At 60.1% G+C, this 26,103-nt stretch carries 23 protein-coding genes; 6 read left to right on the forward strand and 17 right to left on the reverse strand.

Annotated elements, in window-relative coordinates:
- Nucleotides 1-55 precede the first annotated feature (55 nt).
- Complete coding sequence (locus AC07ZE_RS23280) at nt 56-433, forward strand: hypothetical protein (protein WP_095193216.1); 378 nt, start codon at nt 56-58, stop codon at nt 431-433.
- Nucleotides 434-608: 175 nt separating this feature from the next.
- Here AC07ZE_RS23280 and fadD1 read toward each other — a convergent pair whose 3' ends face one another.
- Both fadD1 and fadD2 read right to left on the reverse strand, forming a co-directional pair.
- On the reverse strand, nt 609-2,309 hold the full coding sequence (fadD1, locus tag AC07ZE_RS23285) for a long-chain fatty acid--CoA ligase (protein WP_207266791.1): 1,701 nt from the start codon (nt 2,307-2,309) through the stop codon (nt 609-611).
- 353 nt (nt 2,310-2,662) lie between these two features.
- Nucleotides 2,663-4,351: a long-chain-fatty-acid--CoA ligase gene (gene fadD2 / locus AC07ZE_RS23290; RefSeq protein WP_207266792.1), complete on the reverse strand. Its 1,689-nt coding sequence runs from the start codon at nt 4,349-4,351 to the stop codon at nt 2,663-2,665.
- Nucleotides 4,352-4,623: 272 nt separating this feature from the next.
- Between fadD2 and AC07ZE_RS23295 the strand changes: the two genes are divergently transcribed.
- Both AC07ZE_RS23295 and AC07ZE_RS23300 read left to right on the forward strand, forming a co-directional pair.
- Nucleotides 4,624-5,568 (forward strand): alpha/beta hydrolase, encoded by a 945-nt coding sequence (locus tag AC07ZE_RS23295; RefSeq protein ID WP_207266793.1) that lies wholly within the window; start codon nt 4,624-4,626, stop codon nt 5,566-5,568.
- A 41-nt stretch (nt 5,569-5,609) separates the two neighbouring features.
- Nucleotides 5,610-6,080 (forward strand): MaoC family dehydratase, encoded by a 471-nt coding sequence (locus AC07ZE_RS23300; protein ID WP_095193212.1) that lies wholly within the window; start codon nt 5,610-5,612, stop codon nt 6,078-6,080.
- 76 nt (nt 6,081-6,156) lie between these two features.
- Here AC07ZE_RS23300 and AC07ZE_RS23305 read toward each other — a convergent pair whose 3' ends face one another.
- Nucleotides 6,157-6,624, reverse strand: coding sequence for a ferritin-like domain-containing protein (locus AC07ZE_RS23305; protein ID WP_207266794.1), 468 nt, complete (start codon nt 6,622-6,624; stop codon nt 6,157-6,159).
- A 204-nt stretch (nt 6,625-6,828) separates the two neighbouring features.
- Here AC07ZE_RS23305 and AC07ZE_RS23310 point away from each other — a divergent pair, with 204 nt between their 5' ends.
- Entirely contained in the window at nt 6,829-7,065 is a 237-nt protein-coding gene (locus AC07ZE_RS23310; RefSeq protein WP_003213031.1) for a DUF3820 family protein, read from the forward strand.
- A 31-nt stretch (nt 7,066-7,096) separates the two neighbouring features.
- Nucleotides 7,097-8,278 (forward strand): aminotransferase class V-fold PLP-dependent enzyme, encoded by a 1,182-nt coding sequence (locus AC07ZE_RS23315; RefSeq protein ID WP_207266795.1) that lies wholly within the window; start codon nt 7,097-7,099, stop codon nt 8,276-8,278.
- Nucleotides 8,279-8,469: 191 nt separating this feature from the next.
- On the opposite strand, the gene AC07ZE_RS23320 is transcribed toward AC07ZE_RS23315, so the two are convergent.
- The 3 genes from AC07ZE_RS23320 to zwf are packed head-to-tail and all read right to left on the reverse strand — an operon-like array spanning nt 8,470 to nt 11,322.
- Nucleotides 8,470-9,135, reverse strand: coding sequence for a bifunctional 4-hydroxy-2-oxoglutarate aldolase/2-dehydro-3-deoxy-phosphogluconate aldolase (locus AC07ZE_RS23320; protein ID WP_207266796.1), 666 nt, complete (start codon nt 9,133-9,135; stop codon nt 8,470-8,472).
- A gap of 17 nt (nt 9,136-9,152) precedes the next feature.
- A complete protein-coding gene (gene pgl, locus AC07ZE_RS23325) occupies nt 9,153-9,866 on the reverse strand; it encodes a 6-phosphogluconolactonase (protein ID WP_207266797.1) in 714 nt (237 codons plus the stop codon).
- Complete coding sequence (gene zwf, locus AC07ZE_RS23330; RefSeq protein ID WP_207266798.1) at nt 9,853-11,322, reverse strand: glucose-6-phosphate dehydrogenase; 1,470 nt, start codon at nt 11,320-11,322, stop codon at nt 9,853-9,855. Before zwf ends, pgl begins: the two co-directional genes overlap by 14 nt.
- 228 nt (nt 11,323-11,550) lie before the next feature.
- Here zwf and AC07ZE_RS23335 point away from each other — a divergent pair, with 228 nt between their 5' ends.
- Nucleotides 11,551-12,411 carry a MurR/RpiR family transcriptional regulator gene (locus tag AC07ZE_RS23335; RefSeq protein WP_170948639.1) on the forward strand — a complete coding sequence of 287 codons (861 nt, stop codon included), beginning with the start codon at nt 11,551-11,553 and terminating at the stop codon, nt 12,409-12,411.
- A gap of 154 nt (nt 12,412-12,565) precedes the next feature.
- Here the strand turns inward: AC07ZE_RS23335 and AC07ZE_RS23340 are convergent, their stop codons facing one another.
- The 11 genes from AC07ZE_RS23340 to edd all read right to left on the reverse strand — a co-directional run bounded on the left by AC07ZE_RS23340 (nt 12,566) and on the right by edd (nt 26,102).
- A complete protein-coding gene (locus AC07ZE_RS23340) occupies nt 12,566-13,420 on the reverse strand; it encodes a D-hexose-6-phosphate mutarotase (RefSeq protein WP_207266799.1) in 855 nt (284 codons plus the stop codon).
- A 111-nt stretch (nt 13,421-13,531) separates the two neighbouring features.
- Entirely contained in the window at nt 13,532-14,878 is a 1,347-nt protein-coding gene (locus tag AC07ZE_RS23345) for a carbohydrate porin (RefSeq protein WP_207266800.1), read from the reverse strand.
- A 208-nt stretch (nt 14,879-15,086) separates the two neighbouring features.
- The gene (locus AC07ZE_RS23350) at nt 15,087-16,247 is read right to left on the reverse strand and encodes an ABC transporter ATP-binding protein (protein ID WP_207266801.1); all 1,161 of its coding nucleotides are present in this window, start codon (nt 16,245-16,247) and stop codon (nt 15,087-15,089) included.
- Between the two features lie 4 nt (nt 16,248-16,251).
- A complete protein-coding gene (locus AC07ZE_RS23355) occupies nt 16,252-17,097 on the reverse strand; it encodes a carbohydrate ABC transporter permease (protein WP_095193205.1) in 846 nt (281 codons plus the stop codon).
- Nucleotides 17,090-17,998: a carbohydrate ABC transporter permease gene (locus tag AC07ZE_RS23360; protein WP_095193204.1), complete on the reverse strand. Its 909-nt coding sequence runs from the start codon at nt 17,996-17,998 to the stop codon at nt 17,090-17,092. Before AC07ZE_RS23360 ends, AC07ZE_RS23355 begins: the two co-directional genes overlap by 8 nt.
- A 152-nt stretch (nt 17,999-18,150) precedes the next feature.
- Nucleotides 18,151-19,458, reverse strand: coding sequence for an ABC transporter substrate-binding protein (locus AC07ZE_RS23365; RefSeq protein WP_207266802.1), 1,308 nt, complete (start codon nt 19,456-19,458; stop codon nt 18,151-18,153).
- A 118-nt stretch (nt 19,459-19,576) separates the two neighbouring features.
- Nucleotides 19,577-20,836, reverse strand: a complete 1,260-nt coding sequence (locus AC07ZE_RS23370; protein ID WP_207266803.1) for a D-mannose isomerase — start codon at nt 20,834-20,836, stop codon at nt 19,577-19,579.
- 142 nt (nt 20,837-20,978) lie between these two features.
- Nucleotides 20,979-22,406 (reverse strand): ATP-binding protein, encoded by a 1,428-nt coding sequence (locus AC07ZE_RS23375; RefSeq protein ID WP_404940900.1) that lies wholly within the window; start codon nt 22,404-22,406, stop codon nt 20,979-20,981.
- A 31-nt stretch (nt 22,407-22,437) separates the two neighbouring features.
- Nucleotides 22,438-23,169, reverse strand: coding sequence for a response regulator (locus tag AC07ZE_RS23380; protein ID WP_207266805.1), 732 nt, complete (start codon nt 23,167-23,169; stop codon nt 22,438-22,440).
- A gap of 159 nt (nt 23,170-23,328) precedes the next feature.
- The gene (locus AC07ZE_RS23385) at nt 23,329-24,279 is read right to left on the reverse strand and encodes a glucokinase (protein ID WP_207266806.1); all 951 of its coding nucleotides are present in this window, start codon (nt 24,277-24,279) and stop codon (nt 23,329-23,331) included.
- Nucleotides 24,276-26,102: a phosphogluconate dehydratase gene (gene edd, locus AC07ZE_RS23390; RefSeq protein ID WP_207266808.1), complete on the reverse strand. Its 1,827-nt coding sequence runs from the start codon at nt 26,100-26,102 to the stop codon at nt 24,276-24,278. The genes AC07ZE_RS23385 and edd overlap by 4 nt, the downstream gene beginning before the upstream one ends.
- Between the last annotated feature and the right edge of the window lies 1 nt (nt 26,103).

Genomic DNA, 26,103 nt, shown 5'->3' on the forward strand with positions numbered 1-26,103 from the left:
GAATGCGCAACGTATTCAGGCCCTGGCGCTGAAGATCCAATCCCGTAGGAATGTTATGAAACTCGATAAAAAGCAGGCCATTGCCCGCAGAAATCAGGAACTCGGCGGTGCTGTGCTTGGCGTCAATAACTGCCATTTCACCGAATTGAACCGCAATCGCAACATCTGGTGGTTCGACATCCCGGTGGCGCGCCTGGCCATTGGTCAGTACGAGTGGATTCACCTGCTGATGCACACCCCGGATACCGACGAACTGCTGCACCTGAAAGTGCCGACGGTGTTCCTGCGCGAGAAACTCGAAGGCCTTGTGGTGCGTAACCAGGGCAAACGCAAGGCGGCCCTGAGCCTGGAACTGAGCGCCGACAAGGACTCCTGGCTGCAGGACATGCGCCCGGCGGGCACCAACGTCAATTTCGCGCCGTTCCGCCAATAAAAGCAAAAGCCAAGAGCTTCGCGAGCAAGCCCGCTCTCACAGTTTTGACCGAGGCATGTCAGAAAAACGCGTTCCCCTGTGGGAGCGGGCTTGTTCGCGAAGGCGTCCTGACAGGCACCAAACATTTATCTGGCCAAAAGCAAGAAGCCCCGCATCTGCGGGGCTTCTTGTTTGATTACGCGGCGGTTTTCTTCGCGTTGATCTTCTTCAGCTCTTCATCGCGCAGTTCCCGACGCAGGATCTTGCCGACGTTGGTGGTCGGCAGCGCATCGCGAAACTCAACGGCTTTAGGAACCTTGTAACCGGTGACGTTCGCACGCATGTGCTCCATCACTTGTTCCTTGGTCAGGTTCACGCCCGGTTTGGCGACGATGAATATCTTGATCGCTTCGCCCGACTTCTCGTCCGGCACGCCGATGGCTGCGCATTGCAACACGCCCGGCAAGATCGCCAGTACGTCTTCCAGCTCGTTCGGGTACACGTTGAAACCGGAAACCAGGATCATGTCTTTCTTGCGATCGACAATGCGCATGTAGCCATCGGGCTGAATCAGCGCGATGTCGCCGGTCTTCAACCAGCCTTCGCTGTCGAGGATTTCATCGGTGGCCTCCTGGCGCTGCCAGTAGCCCTTCATCACCTGCGGCCCCTTCACACACAGCTCACCGATTTCGCCCATCGGCTGTTCAACACCGGCATCATTGATGATTTTGCACAGGGTCGACGGCACCGGAATGCCGATGGTGCCGATTTGGATCTTCTGGATCGGGTTCACCGTGGCCACCGGGCTGGTTTCGGTCATACCGTAACCTTCGCAGATGGCGCAACCGGTGACTGCTTTCCAGCGTTCGGCGGCCGCCAGTTGCAGGGCCATGCCACCGGACAGGGTGACTTTCAGCGCAGAGAAATCCAGCTTGCGGAAACCTTCGTTGTTGCACAGGGCCACGAACAAGGTATTGAGGCCGACAAAACCGCTGAACTTCCACTTCGACAGTTCCTTGACCATCGCCGGCAAATCGCGCGGGTTGCTGATCAGGATGTTGTGGTTGCCGATCAGCATCATCGCCATGCAATGAAAGGTGAAGGCATAGATGTGGTACAGCGGCAGCGGCGTGATCAGGATCTCGCAGCCTTCATTGAGGTTGGAGCCCATCAGCGCCTTGCACTGCAACATGTTCGCCACCAGGTTGCGATGGGTCAGCATCGCGCCCTTGGCCACGCCGGTGGTGCCACCGGTGTATTGCAGCACCGCGACATCGCTGCTGGCCGGGCTGGCCTCGGTCACTGGCTGGCCGTGGCCCTTGCTCAACACGTCGTTGAACTTGATGGCTTTTGGCAAGTGGTACGCCGGCACCATCTTCTTCACGTACTTGATCACGCTGTTGATCAGCAGACGCTTGAGCGGCGGCAATAGATCGGCGACTTCAGTAACAATGACGTGCTTGACCCCGGTTTTCGGCACGACGGCTTCGGCCAGGTGTGCCATGTTGGCCAGGCAGACCAGGGCCTTGGCACCGGAGTCGTTGAACTGGTGTTCCATTTCCCGCGCGGTGTATAGCGGGTTGGTGTTGACCACGATCAGCCCGGCGCGGATGGCCCCGAAGACGGCAACCGGGTACTGCAACACGTTGGGCAGCTGCACGGCGATTCGATCGCCCGGCTGCAAATCGGTATGCTGTTGCAGGTAGGCGGCAAAGGCACCGGACAATTCGTACAGTTCACCGTAGGTGATTGTCTTGCCCAGGTTGCTGAATGCCGGTTTGTTGGCGAAGCGTTGGCAGGATTGCTTCAACACTGCCTGAATATTCGGGTACTCGTCTGGATTGATGTCGGCAGCAATTCCAGCTGGGTACTTATCCTTCCAAAAGTCTTCGATCATGGAAGCCCACTCCTCAGCAACGCGAATTCAGCACCGCATTTGATGCGATTATTATTGGTGTTTGTCTATAGGTGAGTCTGGCTTTTTACTAGGCCGAGAAGTCACAAAGCGCGCCGAGAGTAGCAGCTTTGAATAGGGTCGACTAGAGCCAAAAGCGGCCTCTACGGTCACATTTATGACTCAAGAATAGCAAGCGGTCATTTTAGAGCAAAAAACCTATATGTCGCTGAAAGCCACGAAATCCGGGGCGTTCTGCAAAAAAAATCGCGAGCAGGCTCGCTCCCACAGGATCACCGAGAACCTTGTGGGAGCGAGCCTGCTCGCGATCCGCGCGAAGCACGGTCATTGACCGCTTACGCGATATCGCGCAACTCCCGCCGCAGAATCTTGCCTACCGGTGTCATCGGCAACGACTCACGCAAGACAATGTGCTTGGGCACTTTGTACGCCGTGAAGTTTTCCTTGCAGTAGGCCTTCAACTCTTCAAGGCTGACACCCGCTTCGCGGGCAACCACGAACAACTTCACCGCCTCGCCTGAACGTTCGTCCGGTACACCGATGACCGCGCAGTTGGCCACTTTCGGGTGCGCCATCACCACGTCCTCGATCTCGTTCGGGTACACGTTGAAACCCGAGACGATGATCATGTCTTTCTTGCGATCGACGATGCGCACGAAACCGTCCGGGTCGATCACCGCGATGTCACCGGACTTGAACCAGCCTTCGGCATCCAGCACCTCGTTGGTCGCCTCGGGTTTCTGCCAGTAGCCCTTCATGATCTGCGGGCCTTTGATGCACAGCTCGCCACGCTCGCCCAGCGGCTGTTCGACGCCTTCATCGTTGATGATCTTGAGCGTGGTACCCGGCACCGGCAGGCCGACCGTGCCGATGCGCGATTGGTCGCCATACGGGTTGGTACACGCCACCGGCGAGGTTTCGGTCAGGCCGTAGCCTTCGGTGATGCGGCAACCGGTCAACTGCTCCCAACGCTCGGCCGTGGCCTTGACCAGCGCGGTACCGCCGGAGTTGGTGAGCTTGAGGCTGGAGAAATCCAGGGTCTTGAAGTCCGGGTGGTCCATCAACGCCACGAACAGCGTGTTTAATCCCAGCAGCGCCGAGAAACGCCAGTTTTTCAGCTCCTTGATAAAGCCGGCGATGTCTCGCGGATTGGTGATCAATACGTTGTGGTTACCGGTCACCATCATGCACATGCAGTTCGCGGTGAACGCATAGATGTGGTACAGCGGCAACGGCGCGATCATCACCTCTTGGCCTTCACGCAACAGCGGCTGGCCGTCGCGGGCAAACTGACTGAGGCAGGCCCGCGCCTGTTGCATGTTGGCCACCAGATTGCCGTGGGTCAGCATTGCGCCCTTGGCCAGGCCGGTGGTGCCGCCGGTGTATTGCAGCACAGCGATGTCGTTGAGGCCGGCATTCAGTGGTTTGATGCCCTTCCCTTTGCCCTGGTGCAAGGCGCTTTTGAAGGAAATGGCCTGGGGCAAGGTATAGGCCGGGACCATTTTCTTGACCTTGCTCACCAGGGTATTGACCAGCCAGCCCTTGGCGGCGGGCATCATGTCACCCATTTTCGCTTCGATCAGGTACTGGATATCGGTGTCGGCCAGCACTTCCTGGACCTTTTGCCCGAACATGTTCAGGTACACCAGCGCCCGCGCGCCGGAATCCTTGAACTGATGACGCATCTCCCGCGCGGTGTACAGCGGGTTGGTGTTGACCACGATCAGCCCGGCACGCAAGGCGCCGAACACGGCGATCGGGTATTGCAGGACGTTGGGCATCTGGACCGCGATGCGATCCCCCGGCACCAGGTCGGTGTGGGCTTGCAAGTAGCCGGCGAACGCTGCGCTGTAGCGTTCCAGTTCGGCGTAGGTCAGGGTGACACCCATGTTGCTGAACGCCGGGCGATCAGCAAACTTCTTGCAGGAACGCTCGAACACCTCGATGACCGACTTGTACTCAGCGACGTCAATGTCCAGTGGCACGCCGGCCGGGCGCTTGTCATTCCAGAAATCAGGTTGCATTGTTCTTGTCCTCTTTACCTGAGCCTATCCGGGGCCGCTTTTCTGTCATTTCTCGTTCATTTCTCGGAAAGCGGAAAAGCGGAGCTTCTCGGACACTAGCAGTTATGGTGAATCAGGCAAATATGCGCGCGGGTGTCATAGATTGTGTGAATCTTGCTGCCGCGGCACGGCCTGATCAGACGGCCGGCGAAGGATGCGCTATAAACTTGAGCTGCAAGCTTTAAGCTGCAAGCCGCAAGCTCCATGCCCCATGCCCCAGCAAAGGAATCGCGATGATCCACGATACGTTCTGGCTGACCACCAGCGACCGCAGCCGACTCTTCGTCAATCAGTGGCTGCCCACTGGCAGTCTCAAGGCCGTGATCCTGCTGGCTCACGGCATGGCGGAACACAGCGGTCGCTACGCGCGTCTGGCGGAAAAACTCTGTGATCAAGGCTATGGCGTGTACGCCCCGGACATGCGTGGACATGGCAAAACTGCCGAAAACGGGACGCTCGGACATTTCGCCGACAACGACGGTTGGGTCAAAGTGGTGGGTGACCTGGCGTGCCTCAACCAACACATCGGCCAGGAACATCCCGGGGTGCCGATTGTGCTGCTGGGCCACAGCATGGGCAGCTACATCGCCCAAGCGTACCTCTTGCATCACAGCGCCAGCCTGCATGGCGCGATTCTCAGCGGCTCGAACTTCCAGCCCGTGGCGCTTTATCGCGCGGCACGCCAGATCGCCCGTTTCGAACGCCTGCGCCAGGGCCCCAAGGGTCGCAGCGCGCTGATCGAATGGCTGTCGTTCGGCTCATTCAACAAAAAATTCAAACCAGTGCGCACCCCATTCGACTGGCTCAGCCGCGACCCGGCGGAGGTCGACCTGTACGCCAACGACCCGCTCTGCGGCTTTCGGTGCACCAATCAACTGTGGATCGATTTGCTTGGCGGGTTGCAGCAAATCAGCAAAGCGTCCAATCTCGCCCAGATCGATCCGGGCCTGCCGTTGCTGGTGATCGGCGGTGAATGTGATCCGGTGAGCGAAGGCAAGCGTCTGAAAGATCTGGCCGGCGCCTTGCGCGAGGCTGGCAACCAGAGCCTGCAACTGACCATTTATCCGCAGGCGCGGCACGAACTGTTCAACGAAACCAACCGCGATGAAGTGACCGCCGATGTGCTGGCCTGGATCCACCAGACCCTGAACAATCCCCGGCCACACCGAACCGAATAGTTTTTTGTGAATCTTTTTACTCGTCACAGGAATTCAGACCGATGACCCAGGTTACCAACACCCCTTACGAAGCCCTCGAAATCGGCCAGACCGCCAGCTTCAGCAAGACGGTCGAAGAGCGCGACATTCAGTTGTTCGCCGCGATGTCGGGCGACCACAACCCGGTGCACCTGGACGCTGAATACGCCGCCAGCACCATGTTCAAGGAACGTATCGCCCACGGCATGTTCAGCGGTGCGTTGATCAGCGCCGCGGTGGCCTGCGAGTTGCCTGGCCCGGGCACTATCTACATCGGACAGCAGATGAGCTTTCAGAAGCCGGTGAAAATCGGCGACACCCTGACGGTGCGCCTGGAAATCCTGGAAAAACTGCCCAAGTTCCGTGTGCGCATTGCCACACGGGTGTTCAACCAGCGCGATGAGCTGGTGGTCGATGGCGAAGCGGAAATCCTGGCGCCGCGCAAACAGCAATCGGTGACCTTGACCGAACTGCCGGAAATCAGCATCGGCTGATTCACAGCACAAAGAAATGTGGGAGCGAGCCTGCTCGCTCCCACATGGGATTTCCTACAGGGGTTACCCATCGCGCTTAAGAACGTGCGCGCGCCTGGTTACGCAGGGCTTTGACCTGATCATGGTTACGTTGCACGCCGTGATACTGACGTTCAACGATGTCACGAATGCCCACCAGGTTGTGTTTGTTGATTTTTTCCATCGCTTCACGATAAGCCTTCAGCGCATGGTCTTCACCGCGCTCGGCTTCGTTCAGCACAGCCTCTTCGTCCTTGCCGGTGAACATTGACTTTACGTCGACCCAACGACGGTGCAAATCGCCGCTGACACTGGTGGAGGTTTCCGGATCGCCCCCCATCGAGCGCACGGCACTTTGCAATTCCGCAGCAGCGGCTGCGCAATCGGCCGAACGTTGCACGAACAGGGTTTTGAGTTCAGGGTGTTTAATGTCTTCAGCGCAAGTCTTGAACCCTTCCTGACCGTCCTTGCTGGTTTCAATCAGGTCGTTGAGTACAGAAATCGCTTCTTTATTCATGTCGGTCATTTTTCAATTCCTTGCGGTTGATGAAAGATGCATTAAGTAGTGCAGCCTGCATGCCAGCTTCGAACCAATCAATTAACCGTTATTTTTCATACAGTTAGATCAAACCTGAAAATCTGTATCCGTTTTTTTTGCATGATCTGTCAATTGGCCTGCATGCAGAATGCCTGTATTTTTCCGACTCATTGAATCAAGACGACTCCAGTGATGAACCCTGAAAAGCTCGAACTGCTGATAACCCGCGAAATGCCCTTCGGCAAGTACAAAGGCCGGATCATTGCGGACCTGCCGGGTCCCTACCTGAATTGGTTCGCCCGGGAAGGTTTCCCCCATGGCGAATTGGGTGGCCTGCTGGCGCTGATGCAGGAAATCGATCACAACGGCTTGTCGGAGTTGCTCGAACCGCTGCGCGCCAAACATGGCAAACCTGCCCCTCGCCACTGATTCACTCTTCCCGCCCCTGATCGAGTAGCCCATGCCCGACAACACCCGCCGCGCCCGTGATGAAGCCTTCTGGCGAACCTTTGCCGATCGCTACGATCTGCAACCCGGCCCGATCAACCTGGAAAACGGTTATTTCGGACGCATGTCGCGCACGGTGGTCGAGGAGTATCAGCGCAATATAGAACTGATCAATCGCGGCAACTCGGTTCATGTGCGCCAGCGTTTCGAACAGGGCGAAAGCATCAAAATCCAGGCGAAGGTGGCCAATCTGATCGGAGTGCCCGCCGAGGCCGTCGCGCTCACCAGCAACGCTACGCAGGGTTTGCAGTCGCTGATCCGCAACTACAATCGCTTGCAGCCGGGTGACCAGGTGCTGATTTGCGATCTGGAGTACGACACCGTCAAGGGCGCCATGCGCTGGTTGGCAAAACATCGCGGTGTCGAAGTCATCGAGATCGAACACCGGCACCCCGCCAGCTTCGACAGCTTGATCGCCACCTACCGGGATACCTTTGCGCGCTACCCGCGGCTCAAGCTGATGGCCCTGACCCATGTCACCCACCGCACCGGACTGGTCATGCCGGTACAGGCCATTGCTGCTGCCGCAAAGGAGCAGGGTATCGACGTGATCCTTGATGGCGCCCATGCGCTGGGTCAATTGGAGTTCAACCTCGATGAACTGGGCATCGACTTCGCGGCCTACAACCTGCACAAGTGGATCGGTGCGCCGTTGACCCTCGGCTTCCTCTACATCGCCCCCGAACGCCTGGCCGACATCGACCCGGACATGGGCGAAATGCACTTTGCGCTGACCGACATTCGTGCCCGCACGCCCTACAGCACACCGAACATCCCGGCCTTGCTGACCTTGCCGCTGGTCATCGAGGAACACCACGCGATGGGCGGTTCCGCGGCCAAGGGTTCGCGCCTCAACTACCTGCGTAACCTCTGGGTTCGTGCGGTGCGCGAATTACCCGGCATTGAAGTCCTGACCCCGGATGACCCACGACTGTATTGCGCCATCACGTCGATGCGCTTTACCGCCCAGTCCGATCAACAGGCGATGGTCAAGCGGCTGCTCAACGACTACAACCTGTTCACCGTGGTGCGTACGGGCGCGGCGTGTGGCCCGTGCATCCGGATTACACCGGGGCTGACCACCACCGCCGACCATATGAAACGATTGGTCACGGCGCTGACGGAGCTGCGCTGACGTGTGGGAGCGAGCCTGCTCGCGAAGACGGATTCATATCCAATGAAGATGCTGACTGTCAGATCGCTTTCGCGAGCAGGCTCGCTCCCACAGATATCCCACCGGTCTTCTTCCAGGCAAAAAAAAACGGTGCACCGACCAAGCGCACCGTAAAGCCGTAGAACACACAACGAAGTGTCAGGTAAAGCTGATCAGTCCAGCAGCGCCAAGGCCTCGGCGGTGCATTCCTGAATGCGGGCCCAGTCGCCGTTCTTGATCCACTGCGGATCAAGCATCCAGCTACCGCCCACGCACATGACGTTTTTCAGCGCCATGTAGCTCTTGATGTTGGCCGGTCCTACGCCGCCGGTCGGGCAGAATTTAACCTCGCCGAACGGTCCGCCCAGGGCCTTGATGGCCGCGACGCCGCCGCTGACTTCCGCCGGGAACAGCTTGAAGCGGCGATAACCCAGGCCGTAGCCTTCCATGATGCCCGAGGCGTTGCTGATGCCCGGCAACAGCGGGATCGGGCTCTCGACGCTGGCTTCCAGCAAATCACGAGTGATGCCAGGTGTGACGATGAACTGCGAACCCGCCGCTTCAGCGGCGGCCAGCATGTGTCGATCGAGCACGGTGCCGGCACCGGTCACCAACTCCGGACGCTGCTCACGCAGGATCTGGATGGCCTTGAGGCCGAACTGCGAACGCAGGGTCACTTCCAGGGCGGTCAGGCCACCCGCAGCGAGGGCATCGGCCAGCGGCAGGACGTCCTGCTCGCGGGCAATGGTAATCACCGGCAGGATCCGCGCCTTGGCGCAGAGGCTGTCGATCAGGGCAACTTTATCCGCCATGGAAACGGTCGGGGATGGGTTTTTCATAGCGGCTGTTCCTTGGCTCATGGGCACCAGTAAATCTCTAACGTGGGTTGCAGAAACGCGCGAATCGGCAGCGCGGCGACATCGTCACCGGCCAGTGCGGTATCGAGGGTGGTCAGCTTGGACTGACCGGAAATCGACAGAATTTTGTGTTTGGCCGAGGCCAGCAGCGCACGGCTCATGGTCAGGCGCTGATGCGGCACGGTCGGCGCCAGCATCGGGTAGCAGCGACGGCTGCCGTCAGCCTGGAGGGCTTCGGCAAGGTTCGGGCTGCCCGGGAACAACGACGCGGTGTGGCCGTCGTCCCCCATGCCCAGCACCAGCACATCGATCGCCGGCAATTCGGCGAGTAACCGGTCGGCTTGTTCTGCTGCCTGTTCCAGGTTGGCGGTGGCGCTGTACAGGCTCAGGAATTGCGCCTTGGCCGCGGGGCCTTGCAACAGATATTTCTTGAGCAGACCAGCATTGCTGTCGGCGTGTTCCACCGGTACCCAGCGCTCGTCAGCCAGGCTGATCACCACGTTCGACCAGTCCAGCGCCTGCTTGGCCAGGTGCTGGAAAAACGCCACCGGACTGCGGCCGCCGGACACCACCAAGGTCGCGGTGCCTTGGGTCTCGATCGCCTCACTCAGGTGTTTGGCCACGTTCAGTGCCAGGCCTTCGGCCAGGAGCACGGGGCTCTTGAACGCATGGGCGCTGACGCCCTCAGGCAGTTTCAAATCAGATATCGCCATACCACGACCTCCCGTCCCGCGTGATCAGAGCAATGGAGCTCATCGGTCCCCAGGACCCGGCCGCGTACGGCTTGGGGGCATCACCGGATTTTTTCCATCCGGCGATCAACTGGTCACACCACTTCCACGCGGCTTCGATTTCATCTTTACGGACAAACAAGTTCTGATTGCCGCGCATCACTTCCAGCAACAACCGTTCGTAGGCATCGGGAATCCGTGCACTGCGCCAGGTGTCGGAAAAATTCAGCTGCAAGGGACCGCTACGCAGCTGCATGCCCTTGTCCAGGCCTTGATCCTTGGTCATCACACGCAAGGAAATGCCTTCGTCCGGTTGCAGGCGGATAATCAGCTTGTTGCTGATTTGCAGGCGCTGCTCGGGAGCGAAGATGTAATGCGACGGTTCCTTGAAGTGGATGACGATCTGCGACAGTTTCTGCGGCATGCGCTTGCCGGTGCGCAGGTAAAACGGCACGCCCGCCCAGCGCCAGTTGCGGATATCGGCACGCAGGGCGACGAAGGTTTCGGTGTCGCTCTGGGTGTTGGAGTTCGGTTCTTCCAGGTAACCCGGTACCGACTTGCCTTCACTGTGGCCGGCGATGTATTGACCGCGCACCACTTGGGTGGTCAGGCCTTCCGGGCTGATCGGCGCCAGCGCCTTGAGGACTTTGACTTTCTCGTCGCGAATGCTGTCGGCGGACAGGTCGGCCGGCGGGTCCATGGCGATCAGGCAAAGCAGTTGCAGCAGATGGTTCTGAATCATGTCCCGCAGCTGGCCAGCCTTGTCGAAGTAGCCCCAGCGGCCTTCGATGCCAACCTTCTCGGCCACGGTGATTTCCACGTGGGAGATGTAGTGCTGGTTCCACTGGGTTTCGAACAGGCTGTTGGCGAAACGCAGGGCGATCAGGTTCTGGACGGTTTCCTTGCCCAGGTAGTGGTCGATGCGATACGTGCGGTTCTCCGGGAAGAACTGCGCCACGGCATCGTTGACCTTGCGCGAGGACTCAAGGTCCGAACCGATGGGTTTTTCCAGCACCACGCGGGTGTTTTCCGCCAGGCCAACCTTGGCCAGGTTCTCGCAGATCGCACCGTAAACCGCTGCGGGCGTGGCGAAATAGGCGATGACCCGTTGCGCGCTGCCCGCGGCTTCGGCCAGCGCCACATAGTCTTCGGACTTGAGGAAATCGACGTGCAAATAGCTCAGGCGCGTGAGGAAACGCTCGACCACGGCTTCGTCCAGCTCTTTGGCACCGACATAGCGGCGCAGCTCGGCGGCAATGAATGCCAAGTGCTCGTGCTCGCTGCCGGGTTCACGGGCCAGCGCGATGATGCGCGTGTCCTCGTGCAGCAGGCCCGCACCGTCGAGTTGATAAAGGGCAGGAAACAGCTTGCGCAGGGCCAGATCGCCGAGGGCGCCGAACAAGGCAAAGGTGCACGGTTCAACCGTAATCGAAGGCATGATGTTTGTTCTTTTATCAAGTTAAGCTACAAATACCTTTTTTCAAGGCATCACTCAAGGGAAAATGTAGTAATAACCACAACATTTTCGCAAAATACAGATTCCGAGTGGTGGTCGGACGGAGCCATCAGTAGGATAGGCCACCGTTACGGGCCGCATCAAAGGCCCTTTTTGCATTAGCCGTGCGCTTATCGGCGCAGGTGAATCAAGGAATTCCAAATGGACCGCGTGCGAAATCTACTGGAACAGATCCAGAATCGCCTTGAAGAGCTGAACAAGGCCGAACGCAAAGTCGCCGAAGTGATCCTGCTCAACCCACAGCAGGCCACCCGGTTCAGTATCGCCGCCCTCGCCCAGGCCGCCTCGGTCAGCGAGCCGACGGTCAACCGTTTCTGCCGTTCGTTCGGCGTCAGCGGCTATCCCGAGCTCAAGCTGCAACTGGCCCAGAGCCTGGCCAGCGGTGCGGCGTACGTCAGCCGTGCGGTGGAGGCCGACGACAACCCGGAAGCCTATACCCAGAAAATCTTCGGCAGTGCCATTGCGTCCCTGGACAGCGCTTGCCAGGCGCTGGACCCGAACCTGATCAGCCGCGCCGTCGACCTGTTGATCCAGGCCCGGCAGATCCACTTCTTCGGCCTCGGCGCTTCAGCCCCGGTGGCCCTGGATGCGCAGCACAAGTTCTTCCGCTTCAACCTGGCCGTCACCGCCCATGCCGACGTACTGATGCAACGCATGATTGCGTCGGTAGCGCACACCGGCGAGTTGTTCGTGATCATTTCCTACACCGGCCGCACCCGCGAACTGGTGGAAGTGGCCCGCATCGCCCGGGAAAACGGCGCATCGGTGCTTGGCTTGACCGCGGAGAACTCCCCCTTGGCCAAGGCCAGCACCTTGAGCCTGAACATCCCGCTGCCGGAGGACACTGACATCTACATGCCGATGACCTCGCGGATCATTCAACTGACCGTGCTGGACGTGCTCGCCACCGGCATGACCTTGCGCCGTGGCGTGGACTTCCAGCCGCACTTGCGCAAGATCAAGGAGAGCTTGAATGCCAGCCGGTATCCGGTGGGTGACGAATTCAACTGATCCAGTATTTTCATTGACTGACCGGGCCTCTTCGCGAGCAGGCTCGCTCCCACAGCGGGCCTGCGTTGAACACACATCCTGTGTCCACTGAAGACCTAGTGTGGGAGCGAGCCTGCTCGCGAAGGCGGCCGCCCCAACACCACAAAACCCTAATCTAGGCCCCCGCCCGCGCCTGCAAACTCAAATGCGCCCGCTCCCCTGGCTTCAAACACAGGCTATCGGTGCCGCCGCTTGCCGCTTCTACGCAAACGAATTCTGAAATCTCATTCCAGCTCACCCCAAGCAAGGGCCGGGAGCCTGGATGCCACACGACCGTGTCCGCCGTGTCACCGGTATCGATGCACAACGCCCGCTGCCAGGCGTGGTCGTTGAGCTGCAGTTCGCCGTCATGCTGGAACACGCGCTGACATCCGCCATCAACCCGTAGTTCGCCTTCCTGCTGGCAAATCTGCCGGTTCAACTGGTCGTAACCTTGCGCGCCGTCGAGGCCAGACAGCGCTACCTCACCCACGTCACCAATACGCCAGTAGGCGTGCAACGCCTGGCTCAATTGGCAGGGCAGGCTGTCGTGATGCTCGGTGCTCAGGCGCAGGTCCATGCGCTCACCGAGGTGCGCGTGCAGGTCCACTTGCCAATCGCACAACTCCAGCCGCCAATGCAGGCGCACGCCCTCATCATCGCTGCTGCTGTCGAGCAGTTTCCAGTCAAGCAAGCGTGCCCAGCCATGGGACGGCCAGGCATTTTCACTCGGATGACGGCCATACCACGGCCAACACACCGGCACGCCACCGCGAATGGCCCCGACCTGCGGCCACTTCGCCGCACACCACAGCCAGGGTTTCTGGCCCCGGGGCTGAAAGTGCAGCAACTGCGCGCCCTGGCGACTGAACACCGCCTGACACAGCGGATGATCAATCACCAACACATCGCGCTTCTGATAGCGCTCCCAAGCAAACACCGGTCGTTCGCGCAAGGATTTGAAGAAGCGTTGTAGCGGATGCTCAAGCATGTGCCACGGTCCTGAAAATCATCTTTACCTGGGTGCGCCACCCCAAAAAAAAGCGGACAGCCATGGCTGTCCGCAAAATGCGCACATAGAGAGGAGCTTATCGCAACCGCGTCAGAACACCGACTGAATTTTCAGGCCGGCCACCAGCGCGTTATCGACTTCATCCACACCGCCCGGATGAGTGATGTATTGCAGGTTGGGACGCACGGTCAGCCAGTTGGTGACGTGGAAGCCGTAGTTGAGTTCGTAGTTGTACTCGGTGTCACGCAGTGGCGAGAACAGGGGATCGTTGTAATCGGTAACACCATTGGCGGCGTTCACCAGCTCGGCGTTTTTCTTCACGTCATCGTTGACATGGATACGGGAAAAACCGATGCCGAGGTCATCTTTTGGACGCGCATCGAAAGGCCCCTTGTACACGAACATCAACGACTGATAGTTGTCGACGATGTTGGTGTCCTTGTCGTGGAAAGTGGCGTTAGCGGCGATGTTCAGGCCGCGGGAAGCGTCACCGTTGTGGGTGGTCAGTTGTTGCTGTGCAACGAACCAGTAGCCGTGCTTGCTGCTGTGGCTGCGATAGGCATTGCCGCTGGTGGCTGCGTCATTGCCATTGTCGTCTTCGCGAACATCATCGGCGCTGGCCGTGCTTTTGTAGTAACCGACACGGTATTCGCCCGGCAGGTTGCCCGGGTTGGGCAGCCAGACCAGCTCGACCGGCAAGACGGTGCCCTTGGTGCCGCTGCCGCTGAGCTTGAAGCCATTACCGTGTTCCAGTTGCGACGGGTTCTGGTTGTACGCGCCGATCTGCGCATAAAACTCGGGCGAGATGTTCCACTTCAGGCGAATAGCGGCCTGGCTGACCGGCCAGTTGTACCAGATATTGGTCGCCCAGTTACCCACCTGGGAACCGCAAAATGCCAGGTTCTGGAACTCGCAAGGGAAGGAGTTGAAGTCTTCGCCTTCGCCGAAGTAACCGGCCTTGATGTCCAGTTTGTTGTCGAAGAACTGATGTTTGATCCATAACTGGGTCAGACGGACCATATGGCCGCGGCCGTAGACTTCCTGGGAGGAACTCAAAGTGCCGGCTCGCGGATCACCGACACGGTCATTGGAGATGTTTTCACCGTTACGGTTGGTCAGCTGGATCTTGGCCTGGGTGTTGTCCCAGCCGAACAGTTTTTCCAGGTCCAGCGCCGCGCCCAGGCCAAACTGATCACTGTAGCGGGCGGTCTTGTCATCGTTGAACCCGCCATGGAGGTTGCCGCCCACTTCACCGACATAGTCCATCTTGATGTCGATGCCTTGCTCGATCAGCCGGGTCCGTTCGCCACCCCAATCACCCGTCATCCATTCGGAATCGGCGCTAAACGCGTCAGCGGCGTGCACACTACCGGCCAGCATCATGGCCGCGACGGCTGATAACTGGCAGATAAGCTGAGCGTTGTTGTTCTTCTTCATCCCTACATCCTCGTCTTATTGTTATTAACTTTTTTGTTTAACGCGGTTACATCGGTTGTGGCAGGCGACAGGCCGCCCATCACAGATATCCCCCTGTGGGAGCGAGCCTGCTCGCGAATACGGTCTGGCATTCAACACAGATGTCGTCTGACACACTGCTTTCGCGAGCAGGCTCGTTCCCACATCGATCACCCACAATTTTTGATCTTCAGCGGCCTTTGAATTGAGCGACGTTGGCAGCGTGGCTCTCGGTTTTCGGCAGGCCGGCAACCCCCAGGCGTTCGCCGGTCTTGGCATCGAACAGCAGCACTTTCGATGGATCGAATTGCAGCGTCAGGGTCTCGCCCACCGCTGGCGCAACATCAGGCGCCAGACGGCAGCAGACCTTGGTGTCGTTGAGATTGACGAAGACCAGGGTGTCAGGGCCGGTCGGTTCGGTGACCTGGACTTCGGCGCGAATGGTCGGCAAACCGTTGGCCTCGCCGTTGGCCAGGACGATCTGCTCCGGGCGCATGCCAAGGATCACTTCACGATCTTCGAGACCGGCGTCCTGCATGCCCAGCGGCAACTCGCAACGGGCCTGGCCGCTGTCGAGCAGCGCCAGCAGACGACCGTCCTTGCGCTGCAGGCGCAGCGGGATGAAGTTCATCGGCGGCGAACCGATGAAGCTCGCCACGAACAGGTTGGCCGGGTTGTTGTAGATGTCCTTCGGTGTACCGAACTGCTGAATGATCCCGTCCTTCATCACCGCCACCTTGTCGCCCAGGGTCATGGCTTCGATCTGGTCGTGGGTCACGTAGACCGTGGTGGTTTTCAGGCGCTGGTGCATCAGTTTCATTTCGGTGCGCATCTCGACCCGCAGCTTGGCGTCGAGGTTGGACAGTGGCTCGTCAAACAGATAAATCTTCGGCCGCCGCGCCAACGCACGGCCCATCGCCACGCGCTGTTGCTGACCACCGGAGAGCTGGCCGGGCTTGCGGTTGAGCAGGTGTTCGATCTGCAACAGCTTGGAAACCCGTGCGACTTCTTCATCGATGTCGGCGGTCGGCATTTTGCGAATCTTCAGGCCGAAGGCGATGTTGTCGCGCACGCTCATGGTCGGGTACAGCGCGTAGGACTGGAACACCATGGCGATGTCGCGATCCTTGGGGCTCATGCCACTGATGTCGGCATCGTCCACCAGGATCGCGCCGCCGCTGATGGTTTCCAGGCCGGCGATGCAGTTCATCAACGTGGATTTGCCACAGCCGGACGGGCCGACCAGGATCAGGAATTCCCCGTCATCGATCTTCAGTTCGATGTTCTTCAGGGTGTCCGGCAAACCGGCGCCGTAAGTCTTGTTGACGTTGCGTAATTCGAGAGTTGCCATGTTTCTACCCCTTGACCGCGCCGGACGTCAGCCCACGCAGGAAATACTTGCCAGCGAATATGTAGACCAGCAGTGTCGGCAGCCCGGCGATCATCGCGGCGGCCATGTCAACGTTGTATTCCTTGGCCCCGGTGCTGGTGTTGACCAGGTTGTTCAGGGCCACGGTGATTGGCTGGGCGTCACCGCTGGCGAACACCACGCCGAACAGGAAGTCGTTCCAGATCTGGGTGAACTGCCAGATCAGGCAGACCATCACGATCGGGATCGACATCGGCAGCAGGATCTTCCAGAAGATCGTGAAGAAGCCCGCGCCATCGAGCCGCGCAGCCTTGACCAGCGCATCCGGAATGCTCACGTAGTAGTTGCGGAAGAACAGCGTGGTGAACGCCAGGCCGTAGACCACGTGCACCAGCACCAGGCCCGTGGTGGTATTGGCCAGGCCGAACTTGCCGAGGGTGAACGAGGCCGGCAGCAGCACGGTCTGGAACGGCAGGAAGCAGCCGAACAACAACAGACCGAAGAACAGTTGCGAACCGCGGAAGCGCCACATCGACAGCACGTAACCGTTCATGGCACCGATGAAGGTCGAGATCAAAACCGCCGGCACAGTGATTTTCACCGAGTTCCAGAAGTAGCCGCCGACCACGTCCCAGGCCTTGATCCAGCCGATGCCGTCGATCACCGCCGGCCAGCTCAACAGGTTGCCGGTGCGGATGTCTTCCGGGGATTTGAAGCTGGTCAGCAACATCACCACCAGCGGGATCAGGTACACCGCAGCGGCCAAAAGCAGCGTGGCGTAAATCGCGATACGGCTGAAGCTGATGCCCGGTTTGCCGAGTTGATTAGTCATGGCGTTTGCCTCGCAGCTCGGAGTACAGGTACGGCACGAGGATGGTCAGCACGGCACCGAGCATCAGCATGGCGCTGGCCGAACCGATGCCCATCTGGCCACGGCTGAAGGTGAAGGAATACATGAACATCGCCGGCAGGTCGGACGAGTAGCCAGGCCCGCCGGCGGTCATCGCCGCCACCAGGTCGAAGCTCTTGATCGCGATGTGCGCAAGGATCATGAAGGCGCTGAAGAACACCGGGCGCAGGCTCGGCAGCACGATCTTCAGGTAGATGGTCGGCAGGCTCGCACCGTCGACTTGCGCGGCACGGATGATCGACTGATCGACACCGCGCAGGCCTGCCAGGAACATCGCCATCACAAACCCGGAGGCTTGCCAGACAGCAGCGATCACCAGGCAGTACACCACGCGATCCTGGTCCACCAGCCAGTCGAGACGAAAGCCTTCCCAGCCCCAGTCACGCAGCATCTTGTCCAGGCCCAGGCCTGGGTTGAGCAGCCATTTCCACGCGGTACCGGTGACGATCATCGACAGCGCCATCGGGTACAGATAGATGGTGCGGATGAAGCCTTCCTTGCGGATGCGCTGGTCCAGCAGCACCGCGAGGAACACCCCCAGCACCAGGCTGATACCGATGAACATGCCGCCGAACAGCGCGAGGTTCTTGCTCGCGACCCACCAGCGATCGTTGTCCATCAGGCGCATGTATTGCTGCAGGCCGACCCACTTGTAGCTCGGCATGAAGCTGGAATTGGTGAAGGACAGAATGAACGTCCAGATGATGTAACCGTAGAAGCCAACCAACACGACCAGCATGCTCGGCGCCAGTACCAACTTGGGTAACCAGCGTTGCAGCGCATCGAACGGTGAGGCTTTGCTGAAAACCGCCACAGAGCTCATCGGGATAATCCAGGTTTAGATGTAAGGATCAGAGTGACCCCTTGTGGGAGCGAGCCTGCTCGCGAAAGCGGTGTATCAGTCGACAATTGTTTTGAATGTCAGACCGCATTCGCGAGCAGGCTCGCTCCCACAGGGTTACTCAGTGCAGGGGGTTACTGGGCGGCTTTTACGGCCGATGCCAGTTGGGCGCTGGCCTTGGCCGGGTCGGCGTCCTTGTCGTTCATGAAGTTGGTGACCACATCGAAGATCGCGCCTTGCACAGCCAGGGAGGTGGCCATGTTGTGCGCCATGCTCGGTTGCAGGCCGCCAGTCTTGTCGTCCGCCAGGAAGTCCTTGGCCGCGGTTTGCGCGCAGGCGTCGAAGCCCAGTTTGTCCATCTCGTTCAGCATGTCAGTGCGGACCGGGATCGAACCCTTGTTCATGCTGAAGACTTTCTGGAAGTCGGTGCCCAACGCGACCTTGGCCAAATCTTGCTGCGCGGCGATGTCACCCTTGCGATCAGCCTTGAGCTTGAACACGGCCATCGAGTCGATGTTGTAGGTGAAGGCCTTGTCGGTACCCGGGAACGGCACGCACTGATAGTCCTTGCCGGCAACTTTCTTCGCAGCGGTCCATTCGCTCTTGGCCCAGTCGCCCATCATCTGCATGCCGGCCTTGCCGTTGATGACGTCGGCGGCCGCGATGTTCCAGTCACGACCGGCGCGGTTCGGGTCCATGTAGGTGGTGATTTTTTTCAGCTCAGTGAAGGCCTTGGTCATGTCAGCGCCCGACAGGGTTTTCTGATCGAGTTCCACCAGGGCTTTCTTGTAACCGTCAGCGCCCATGACCGACAGCACCACGTCTTCAAACACGGTGCTGTCCTGCCAAGGCTGGCCACCATGGGCGAGCGCGATAAAGCCTGCGGCCTTGAGTTTGTCGCCGGCGGCATAGAATTCTTCGAGGGTGGTCGGTGCCTTGTCGATCCCGGCTTTCTTGAACACTTCCGGGTTGATCCACAGCCAGTTCACACGGTGAATGTTCACCGGCACGGCCACGTAGTCGCCTTCATATTTCACGGTATCGGAGACTTTCTTCGACAGCAGGCCGTCCCAGTTTTCCGCTTTGGCGACGTCTGTCAGCGTGGTGGTGCTGAGCAGGCCAGTGCTGCCCCACTCCTGGATGTCCGGCCCCTTGATCTGGGCAACGCCCGGCGGGTTGCCGGCGACGGCGCGACTCTTGAGAACGGTCATGGCCGTGGAACCGCCACCACCGGCGACTGCGCCGTCCTTCCAGGTGAAGCCGTCTTTTTCGACTTGCGCCTTGAGGACATCGACCGCTGCCTTTTCACCACCGGATGTCCACCAGTGAACGACTTCCACCGAACCTTTGGAATCGGCGGCAAGGGCACTGAGCGGGAACGCGGACAGAGGAACCAGGGAGGCGAGAGAAATGACAGTAGCGAGGCGAGAAATCGCATTCATCTAGTAGTACCTTTCTTGTTGTTATGCATTGCAAGTCTGGTGCTTGCGCTACACAGGATTTTAAACAGGGGATGCCCCTTCGCAGGTAACGAAGGGACGCGCGAATGTCACCACATGGTTACACAGAAGCGCTCTGGGACAATGCTGCCAGCGCACTGGCCATGCTCGGCGCCAGGGGCAGGCGAGGTATCAGCAGTGCTTGCCAGGCGTGATAAAGATCGGGTTTACCGGCCCAGATATCGGCGCTCGGACGGTTCAGCGGGTCGAGCTCGTGGTGCCAACTGCCACCTTCGCGGTCGATGAAATGACGGTCACAAAATTCCCAGAACAGTCGGTACCAGCGCTCGTACTGCTCATCGCCCGTGCGCTTGAGCAAGGCACTGGCGGCAGCGCTGGCTTCGCAATGGGTCCAGTGCAGGCGATGGCGGACCACCGCGCGATTGTCCCAGTCGAGGGTGTAGACGATGCCCGGCGCGCCATCGATGTCCCAGCCATGCAGACAGTTTTGCTCGAAGAGTTTCTGCGCGTCGGTGACCAGCCAACCCGGCGTGAGCATGCCGGCGCGCACCCGCGCCGCTTCGAGGTGCAACAACAGCCGCGCCCATTCGAAACCGTGACCCGGCGTGGTGCCATAGGGGCGGAAACCGTCGGCCGGGTTGTCACGGTTGTACTCGCGCAGCGGCTGCCAGTCGCGGTCGAAATGCTCGATCACCCGATAATCATGGGCGGCAGCGTGACCATGAATCACCCGTTCGACGATGCGCTGGGCACGGCACAGCCAGCGGTTGTCGTCGGTGACATCGGCCAGGGCGAGGAAGGCTTCGGTGGCGTGCATGTTGCTGTTGGCGCCGCGGTAGGCTTCCTCTTCACTCCAGTCACGGTTGAAGGATTCGCGCATGGCGCCCTCTTCCTCGCACCAGAAATACGTGTCGATGATGTCGATGGCATCGTCGAGCAAGGCTTGCGCCCCGGGACGTTGCGCCACCACCGCGGAACTCGCGGCCAGCGCCACGAAGGCATGCAGGTAGGCGTTCTTGCCGGTGTTGCCGTCACGGTGTTCGGCAACGGCGAACCAGCCGCCATGCAGTGCATCGCGCAACGGTCCGCGCAGGGACTGGATGCCGTGATCCACCAGCTCGGCGAAACCTGGCAGGCCCTGAATGTGGGCCATGGCGAAGCTGTGGGTCATGCGCGCGGTGTTCATGGTTTCGGCTTGCACGTGCGCAGGCAGATGGCCTCGTTCGTCGAGATTGCCGAAACCTTCAGGTAGCTTCGAAGCCTTGGCGAAACCCAGCAGGCGCAGGCCTTCGGCAGCGAGCCATTGCTGATGGGCGGGGGCGTTCAGCCAACTGCTGAAGGCAGGTTGGAAGTGGTCCATGGGGGGCCTTTTTTGTTGTTATGACTGAGAGGCAGTCTAAACAACCGGCCGGGGCGGGCTTGTAACGAAGGGGGCGAGTTATGTCACCAACCAGTGACAATTGCCTTGAAGCCTGCTCGCGAAGCACGATGACGCGGTATCCCTAATCAACACTGCGCGGCAATTGAAGAGTCACCCTTAAACCACCTTCACGCAGATTCTGCAGGCTGACTTCCCCCCCATGGCTATGGGCAATATTGCGCGCAATCCCCAGCCCCAACCCATACCCCTGCTGCTGCCCGGCCAGGCGAAAATGCGGTTCGAACACCTGCTCCAACCGCTGCTCGGGAACCCCGGGGCCTTCGTCGTCGACATGCAGCACAAACGCACTCTCATCGTCATCGATGTGCAGGTGCGCGTTCTGGCCGTATTTCAGGGCGTTGTCGATGAGGTTGCCGATGCAGCGCTTGAGCGCCAGCGGTTTGCCCGGATAGGTGGCCAGCGCCCGCCCCTGTTGGGTCACGCGACCGTTGCCGTTCGGTGCCAGATACGGTTCCACCAGGCAGTCGAGCACATAGTTGAGATCCACCTGCTCGATGTTTTCATGGATATCGGTGTCTTTCACACATTGCAGCGCGCCCTTGACCAGCAGCTCCAGCTCATCCAGATCGCGGCCGAACTTGGCTTGCAGCTTTTCATCTTCGAGCAATTCGACCCGCAGCCGCAGCCGGGTAATCGGCGTGCGCAAGTCATGGGAAATCGCACTGAACAACTGGCTGCGTTCGGTCAGGTAACGGCTGATGCGCTCGCGCATGGTGTTGAAGGCACGACCGACTTCGACTACTTCACTGCCCCCGCCCTCGGCCACCGGCTCGACGTCGGCACCCAGCGACAAGTCCCGCGCAGCACGCGCCAGGCGCTTGAGTGGCCGGCTCTGCCAGTGCACCAGCAGGCCAATGAACAACAGCAGAAAGCCGCTGGTGAGGACGATGAACCACACCTGCTGCGCCGGCAGGCCTTGCTCTTCAAGACTGGTGTAGGGCTCGGGCAACAGCGAAGCGATGTACAGCCATTCGCCCGGCGCCATCTGGATTTGCGTCACCAGCACCGGCGGGTTCACCGGCTCCAGCGTCAGCGCGTAGTGCGCCCAGGAGCGTGGCAACTCATCGAGTTTCAGGCCGCCATTGAAAATTCGCAGGTCTTCGGGGCTGACAAAGTTCACCGAAAGATCGGTGTCTTGCCCCAGGGATTGGCGCAGCACTTCGTCCACCGCCTTGATCACCGCGGCCTTGCGCGGGGTGATCGGCAGCACCTCCATGCCCAAGGGTTTGTCGTTGAGCGTGACCACGAACCGCGTGCCGCCCATGCTGCGCAATTGGTCGAGCACCAACGGCCGAAACGCCACCGGCAACGAACGGAAATAACTGACGCTGGCGGTCATCGAATGGGCGAGGCTGCGGGCGCTGGTGACCAGCCCTTCGAGTTGCGTGGCACGCAATTGCGAAACCCAGATCACGCTCGACAGCGCCTGGGCGAACAACACCGCCAGCAGGGTCAGCAGCAACATGCGCCCGAGCAGCGAGCGTGGCACGGGTATTCGTCCGGCAAGCTTGCGCAGGGATTCAGTGGCCATTGCTGGCAATCACATTGGCGGCCAACTGGTAGCCGCTGCCACGCACGGTGCGAATCAGCCGAGGTGGTTTTTCCGTGTCGCGCAGGCGCTGACGCAGACGACTGACTGCCATGTCGACGATGCGATCGAGCGGCATCAATTCACGGCCACGGGTGGCGTTGCCGATGGTGTCGCGGTCGAGGATTTCCTGGGGGTGATCGAGGAACAGTTTCAGCAGGGCGAAATCCGCGCCGGACAGAATCACTTCTTCGCCATCGATGTGAAACAGTCGGTGGCTGACCATGTCCAGCCGCCAGTCATCGAAGGCCAGCACTTCACTGCCGGAACGTTCCTGACCGAACTGCGCACGGCGCAACAGGGCTTTGATGCGTGCCTGCAATTCACGGGGACTGAAAGGTTTGCCCAGGTAATCGTCGGCACCCAGTTCCAGGCCAATGACCCGGTCGGCCTCGTCGGAACTGGCGGTGAGCATGATAATCGGCACTTGCGCCCGCTTCGGATGCTGGCGAATCCAGCGGCACAAACTGAAACCGTCCTCGTCCGGCAGCATTACGTCGAGGATCACCAGGTCGCTCGGTTCATCGTTCAGGGCCTGGCGAAAACCGGCACCATCGGGCGTGGTACGTACCTGGAAACCGGCGCGGGTCAGGTAGGTGTCCAGCAACTCGCGTATCTCTTGATCGTCATCGACCAACAATATCGACTTGTTGATTGAGCTCACTTCGAAGGCATCCTTGTTGTTGGAATTGGGGCGGATTATGCCTGATCGTGCGTAAATCTTTGGTGTCTGTGAGAACCTCTTCGCGAGCAGGCTCGCTCCCACAAGGTTATCGGCGATCCTGTGGGAGCGAGCCTGCTCGCGAAAGGGGGCGACGCGGTTTCAGGCCTGGTCCAGCGCCACACCCGCGCCAACCAAACCCGAATACGGCGCCGTCACCAGCCACACCGGTATCCCCTTGAAATAATCGCTCATGCAGCCCTTGTCGGCAAAGCACCGGGCGAAACCGCTTTCGAGGAAGAAATCGGCGAAGCGCGGAATCACGCCGCCGACGATGTAAACGCCACCGCGTGCACCGGTGGTCAGCACGTTGTTGCCGGCCACGCGACCGAGCCAGCAGCAGAACTGCTCAAGTACTTCCAGTGCAATCGGGTCGCCCGCCAGGCCGGCTGCGGTGATCGATTCCGGGGTGTCGAGTACCGGCGCGTGGCCATCCACCGCGCAGATCGCGCGGTAGACTCGCGGCAAGCCGCCGCCGCTCAACGCCGTTTCGGCGCTGACATGACCGATCTCATTGAAGAGGTGTTGCCACAGTTGAGTCTCACGCGGGCTGCTCAGCGGCAAATCGACATGGCCGCCCTCCCCCGGCAGCGCGGCAAAACGCCCTTCGCCGAGATCGAGCAAGGTGCCGACGCCCAGCCCGGTGCCCGGACCGATCACCACCGCCGGACGCAACGGCTCCGGCGTGCCTTCGCAGACCACGCGGAATTCGCCCGGCTGCAAACGGGTCATGCCCAGGGCCATGGCCGAGAAGTCGTTGACCAGCAGCAACTGCTCCACCTGCAAGGTCTCGCAAAATCCCGTGCGGCTCAGGCGCCAGTGATTATTGGTGAATTTGAATTCGTCGCCGCTGACCGGGCCGGCCACCGACAGGCACACCGAACCGATCGAACCCGGCGCCAGACCCAACCGGCTCAGATAGAGACTGATGGCCTCTTCCGGGCTGGCATGGTCGGCCGTCGCCAGCACCTGGACCGATTCCAGCTGCTGGTTTTTCCACAACGCGAACCGTGCGTTGGTCCCACCGATGTCACCGACCAAAGCCAGTTTCAATTAAGCGTCTCCAGGGCAGAAGTAAAGGCGCTGGCGCCCTGCTCCGCCGAGCTGAAGGCCATGCGCATGAAACCAAACAGTTCGCGACCGGTGCCAATGTTGTTACCCAACAGGCCCTTGGCCGGCGTGCGCGCTGCGAATTCTTCGGCGTCCACCTTAAGCTCCAGGGTGCCTTTGACGCCATCGACGCGGATGATATCGCCCTCTTGCACCCGCGCCAAAGCGCCGCCCACATAAGCCTCGGGGCTGACGTGAATGGCCGCCGGGATTTTCCCCGATGCGCCGGACATGCGTCCGTCGGTCACCAGGGCGACTTTGAAGCCGCGATCCTGCAGCACGCCGAGGAACGGCGTCATCTTGTGCAGTTCCGGCATGCCGTTGGAGCGCGGCCCCTGGAAGCGCATCACCGCGACGAAATCCTTCTCCAGCAAACCGGCCTTGAACGCGTCGGCCAGGTCCTGCTGATCCTGGAACACCATGGCCGGGGCTTCGACGATCTGGTTTTCCAGGGCCACGGCCGAGACCTTCATCACCCCGCGACCGAGGTTACCTTCCATCACCCGCAAGCCGCCCTCTGGCGAGAACGCGCGAGCGACCGGGCGCAGGATGCTTTCATCGAGGCTTTCGGTGATGCCTTCACGCCAGACCAGCTCGCCGTTGTCGAGGAACGGTTCCTGGGTGTAGCGACTCAGGCCATGGCCCAGCACGGTGTTGACGTTTTCGTGGAGCAACCCGGCGTTCAGCAGTTCGCGGATCAGGAACGACATGCCGCCCGCGGCCTGGAAGTGGTTGATGTCGGCTTTGCCGTTCGGGTAGACGTGGCTCAGGGTCGGCACCACTTCGGAGAGATCGGCCATGTCCTGCCAGGTCAACTGGATACCCGCCGCCATGGCGATGGCCGGCATGTGCAAGGTGTGGTTGGTCGAGCCGCCGGTGGCGTGCAGGGCAACGATGGAGTTGACCAGCGAACGCTCGTCGACGATTTCGCCGATCGGCAGGTAGTCGCCGTTCTGCTTGGTAATGCGCGTCACCTGATGCGCCGCTTCGCGGGTCAGGGCGTCGCGCAATGGCGTGTTCGGGTTGACGAAGGAAGCACCCGGCAAATGCAGGCCCATGACTTCCATCAGCAACTGGTTGGTGTTGGCGGTGCCGTAGAAGGTGCAGGTGCCGGGGCTGTGGTAGGAATTCATTTCCGACTCCAGCAGCTCTTCGCGGCTGGCCTTTCCCTCGGCGTAGCGCTGGCGCACGTCGGCTTTCTGCTTGTTGGAAATGCCCGACACCATCGGCCCGCCCGGCACGAAAATCATCGGCAGATGGCCAAAACGCAATGCGCCCATCATCAGGCCCGGGACGATCTTGTCGCAGATACCGAGCATCAGCGCGCCGTCGAACATGTTGTGGGAAAGCGCCACGGCGGTGGACAGCGCGATCACCTCACGGCTGGGCAGGCTCAGCTCCATGCCCGGTTCGCCCTGGGTCACGCCATCGCACATGGCCGGGGTGCCACCGGCGAACTGACCGACCGAGCCGATCTCGCGCAGGGCCTTTTTGATCAGTTCCGGAAAGACCTCGTATGGCTGATGCGCCGAGAGCATGTCGTTATATGACGAAACAATTGCGATGTTGGCGGAGTTCATCATCCGCAAGCTGTTCTTGTCGTCGCTGCCGCAACCGGCCACGCCGTGGGCGAAGTTGGCGCATTGCAGCTTGCCGCGCATCGGACCGTCGCTGGCCGCGCCACGAATCAGTGCAAGGTAAGCCTCACGCGTGGCGCGACTGCGGGCGATAAGCCGTTCGGTGACCTCAAGGACGCGGGGATGCATG

It is taken from the genome of Pseudomonas sp. GW101-3H06 (genome assembly GCF_059424605.1).

Bases quoted from the DNA above. Each gene is read 5' to 3' on its own strand.
- AC07ZE_RS23280 (WP_095193216.1), top strand. From the start codon at position 56: ATGAAACTCGATAAAAAGCAGGCCATTGCCCGCAGAAATCAGGAACTC.
- fadD1 (WP_207266791.1), bottom strand. From the start codon at position 2,309: ATGATCGAAGACTTTTGGAAGGATAAGTACCCAGCTGGAATTGCTGCC.
- fadD2 (WP_207266792.1), bottom strand. From the start codon at position 4,351: ATGCAACCTGATTTCTGGAATGACAAGCGCCCGGCCGGCGTGCCACTG.
- AC07ZE_RS23295 (WP_207266793.1), top strand. From the start codon at position 4,624: ATGATCCACGATACGTTCTGGCTGACCACCAGCGACCGCAGCCGACTC.
- AC07ZE_RS23300 (WP_095193212.1), top strand. From the start codon at position 5,610: ATGACCCAGGTTACCAACACCCCTTACGAAGCCCTCGAAATCGGCCAG.
- AC07ZE_RS23305 (WP_207266794.1), bottom strand. From the start codon at position 6,624: ATGACCGACATGAATAAAGAAGCGATTTCTGTACTCAACGACCTGATT.
- AC07ZE_RS23310 (WP_003213031.1), top strand. From the start codon at position 6,829: ATGAACCCTGAAAAGCTCGAACTGCTGATAACCCGCGAAATGCCCTTC.
- AC07ZE_RS23315 (WP_207266795.1), top strand. From the start codon at position 7,097: ATGCCCGACAACACCCGCCGCGCCCGTGATGAAGCCTTCTGGCGAACC.
- AC07ZE_RS23320 (WP_207266796.1), bottom strand. From the start codon at position 9,135: ATGAAAAACCCATCCCCGACCGTTTCCATGGCGGATAAAGTTGCCCTG.
- pgl (WP_207266797.1), bottom strand. From the start codon at position 9,866: ATGGCGATATCTGATTTGAAACTGCCTGAGGGCGTCAGCGCCCATGCG.
- zwf (WP_207266798.1), bottom strand. From the start codon at position 11,322: ATGCCTTCGATTACGGTTGAACCGTGCACCTTTGCCTTGTTCGGCGCC.
- AC07ZE_RS23340 (WP_207266799.1), bottom strand. From the start codon at position 13,420: ATGCTTGAGCATCCGCTACAACGCTTCTTCAAATCCTTGCGCGAACGA.
- AC07ZE_RS23345 (WP_207266800.1), bottom strand. From the start codon at position 14,878: ATGAAGAAGAACAACAACGCTCAGCTTATCTGCCAGTTATCAGCCGTC.
- AC07ZE_RS23350 (WP_207266801.1), bottom strand. From the start codon at position 16,247: ATGGCAACTCTCGAATTACGCAACGTCAACAAGACTTACGGCGCCGGT.
- AC07ZE_RS23355 (WP_095193205.1), bottom strand. From the start codon at position 17,097: ATGACTAATCAACTCGGCAAACCGGGCATCAGCTTCAGCCGTATCGCG.
- AC07ZE_RS23360 (WP_095193204.1), bottom strand. From the start codon at position 17,998: ATGAGCTCTGTGGCGGTTTTCAGCAAAGCCTCACCGTTCGATGCGCTG.
- AC07ZE_RS23365 (WP_207266802.1), bottom strand. From the start codon at position 19,458: ATGAATGCGATTTCTCGCCTCGCTACTGTCATTTCTCTCGCCTCCCTG.
- AC07ZE_RS23370 (WP_207266803.1), bottom strand. From the start codon at position 20,836: ATGGACCACTTCCAACCTGCCTTCAGCAGTTGGCTGAACGCCCCCGCC.
- edd (WP_207266808.1), bottom strand. From the start codon at position 26,102: ATGCATCCCCGCGTCCTTGAGGTCACCGAACGGCTTATCGCCCGCAGT.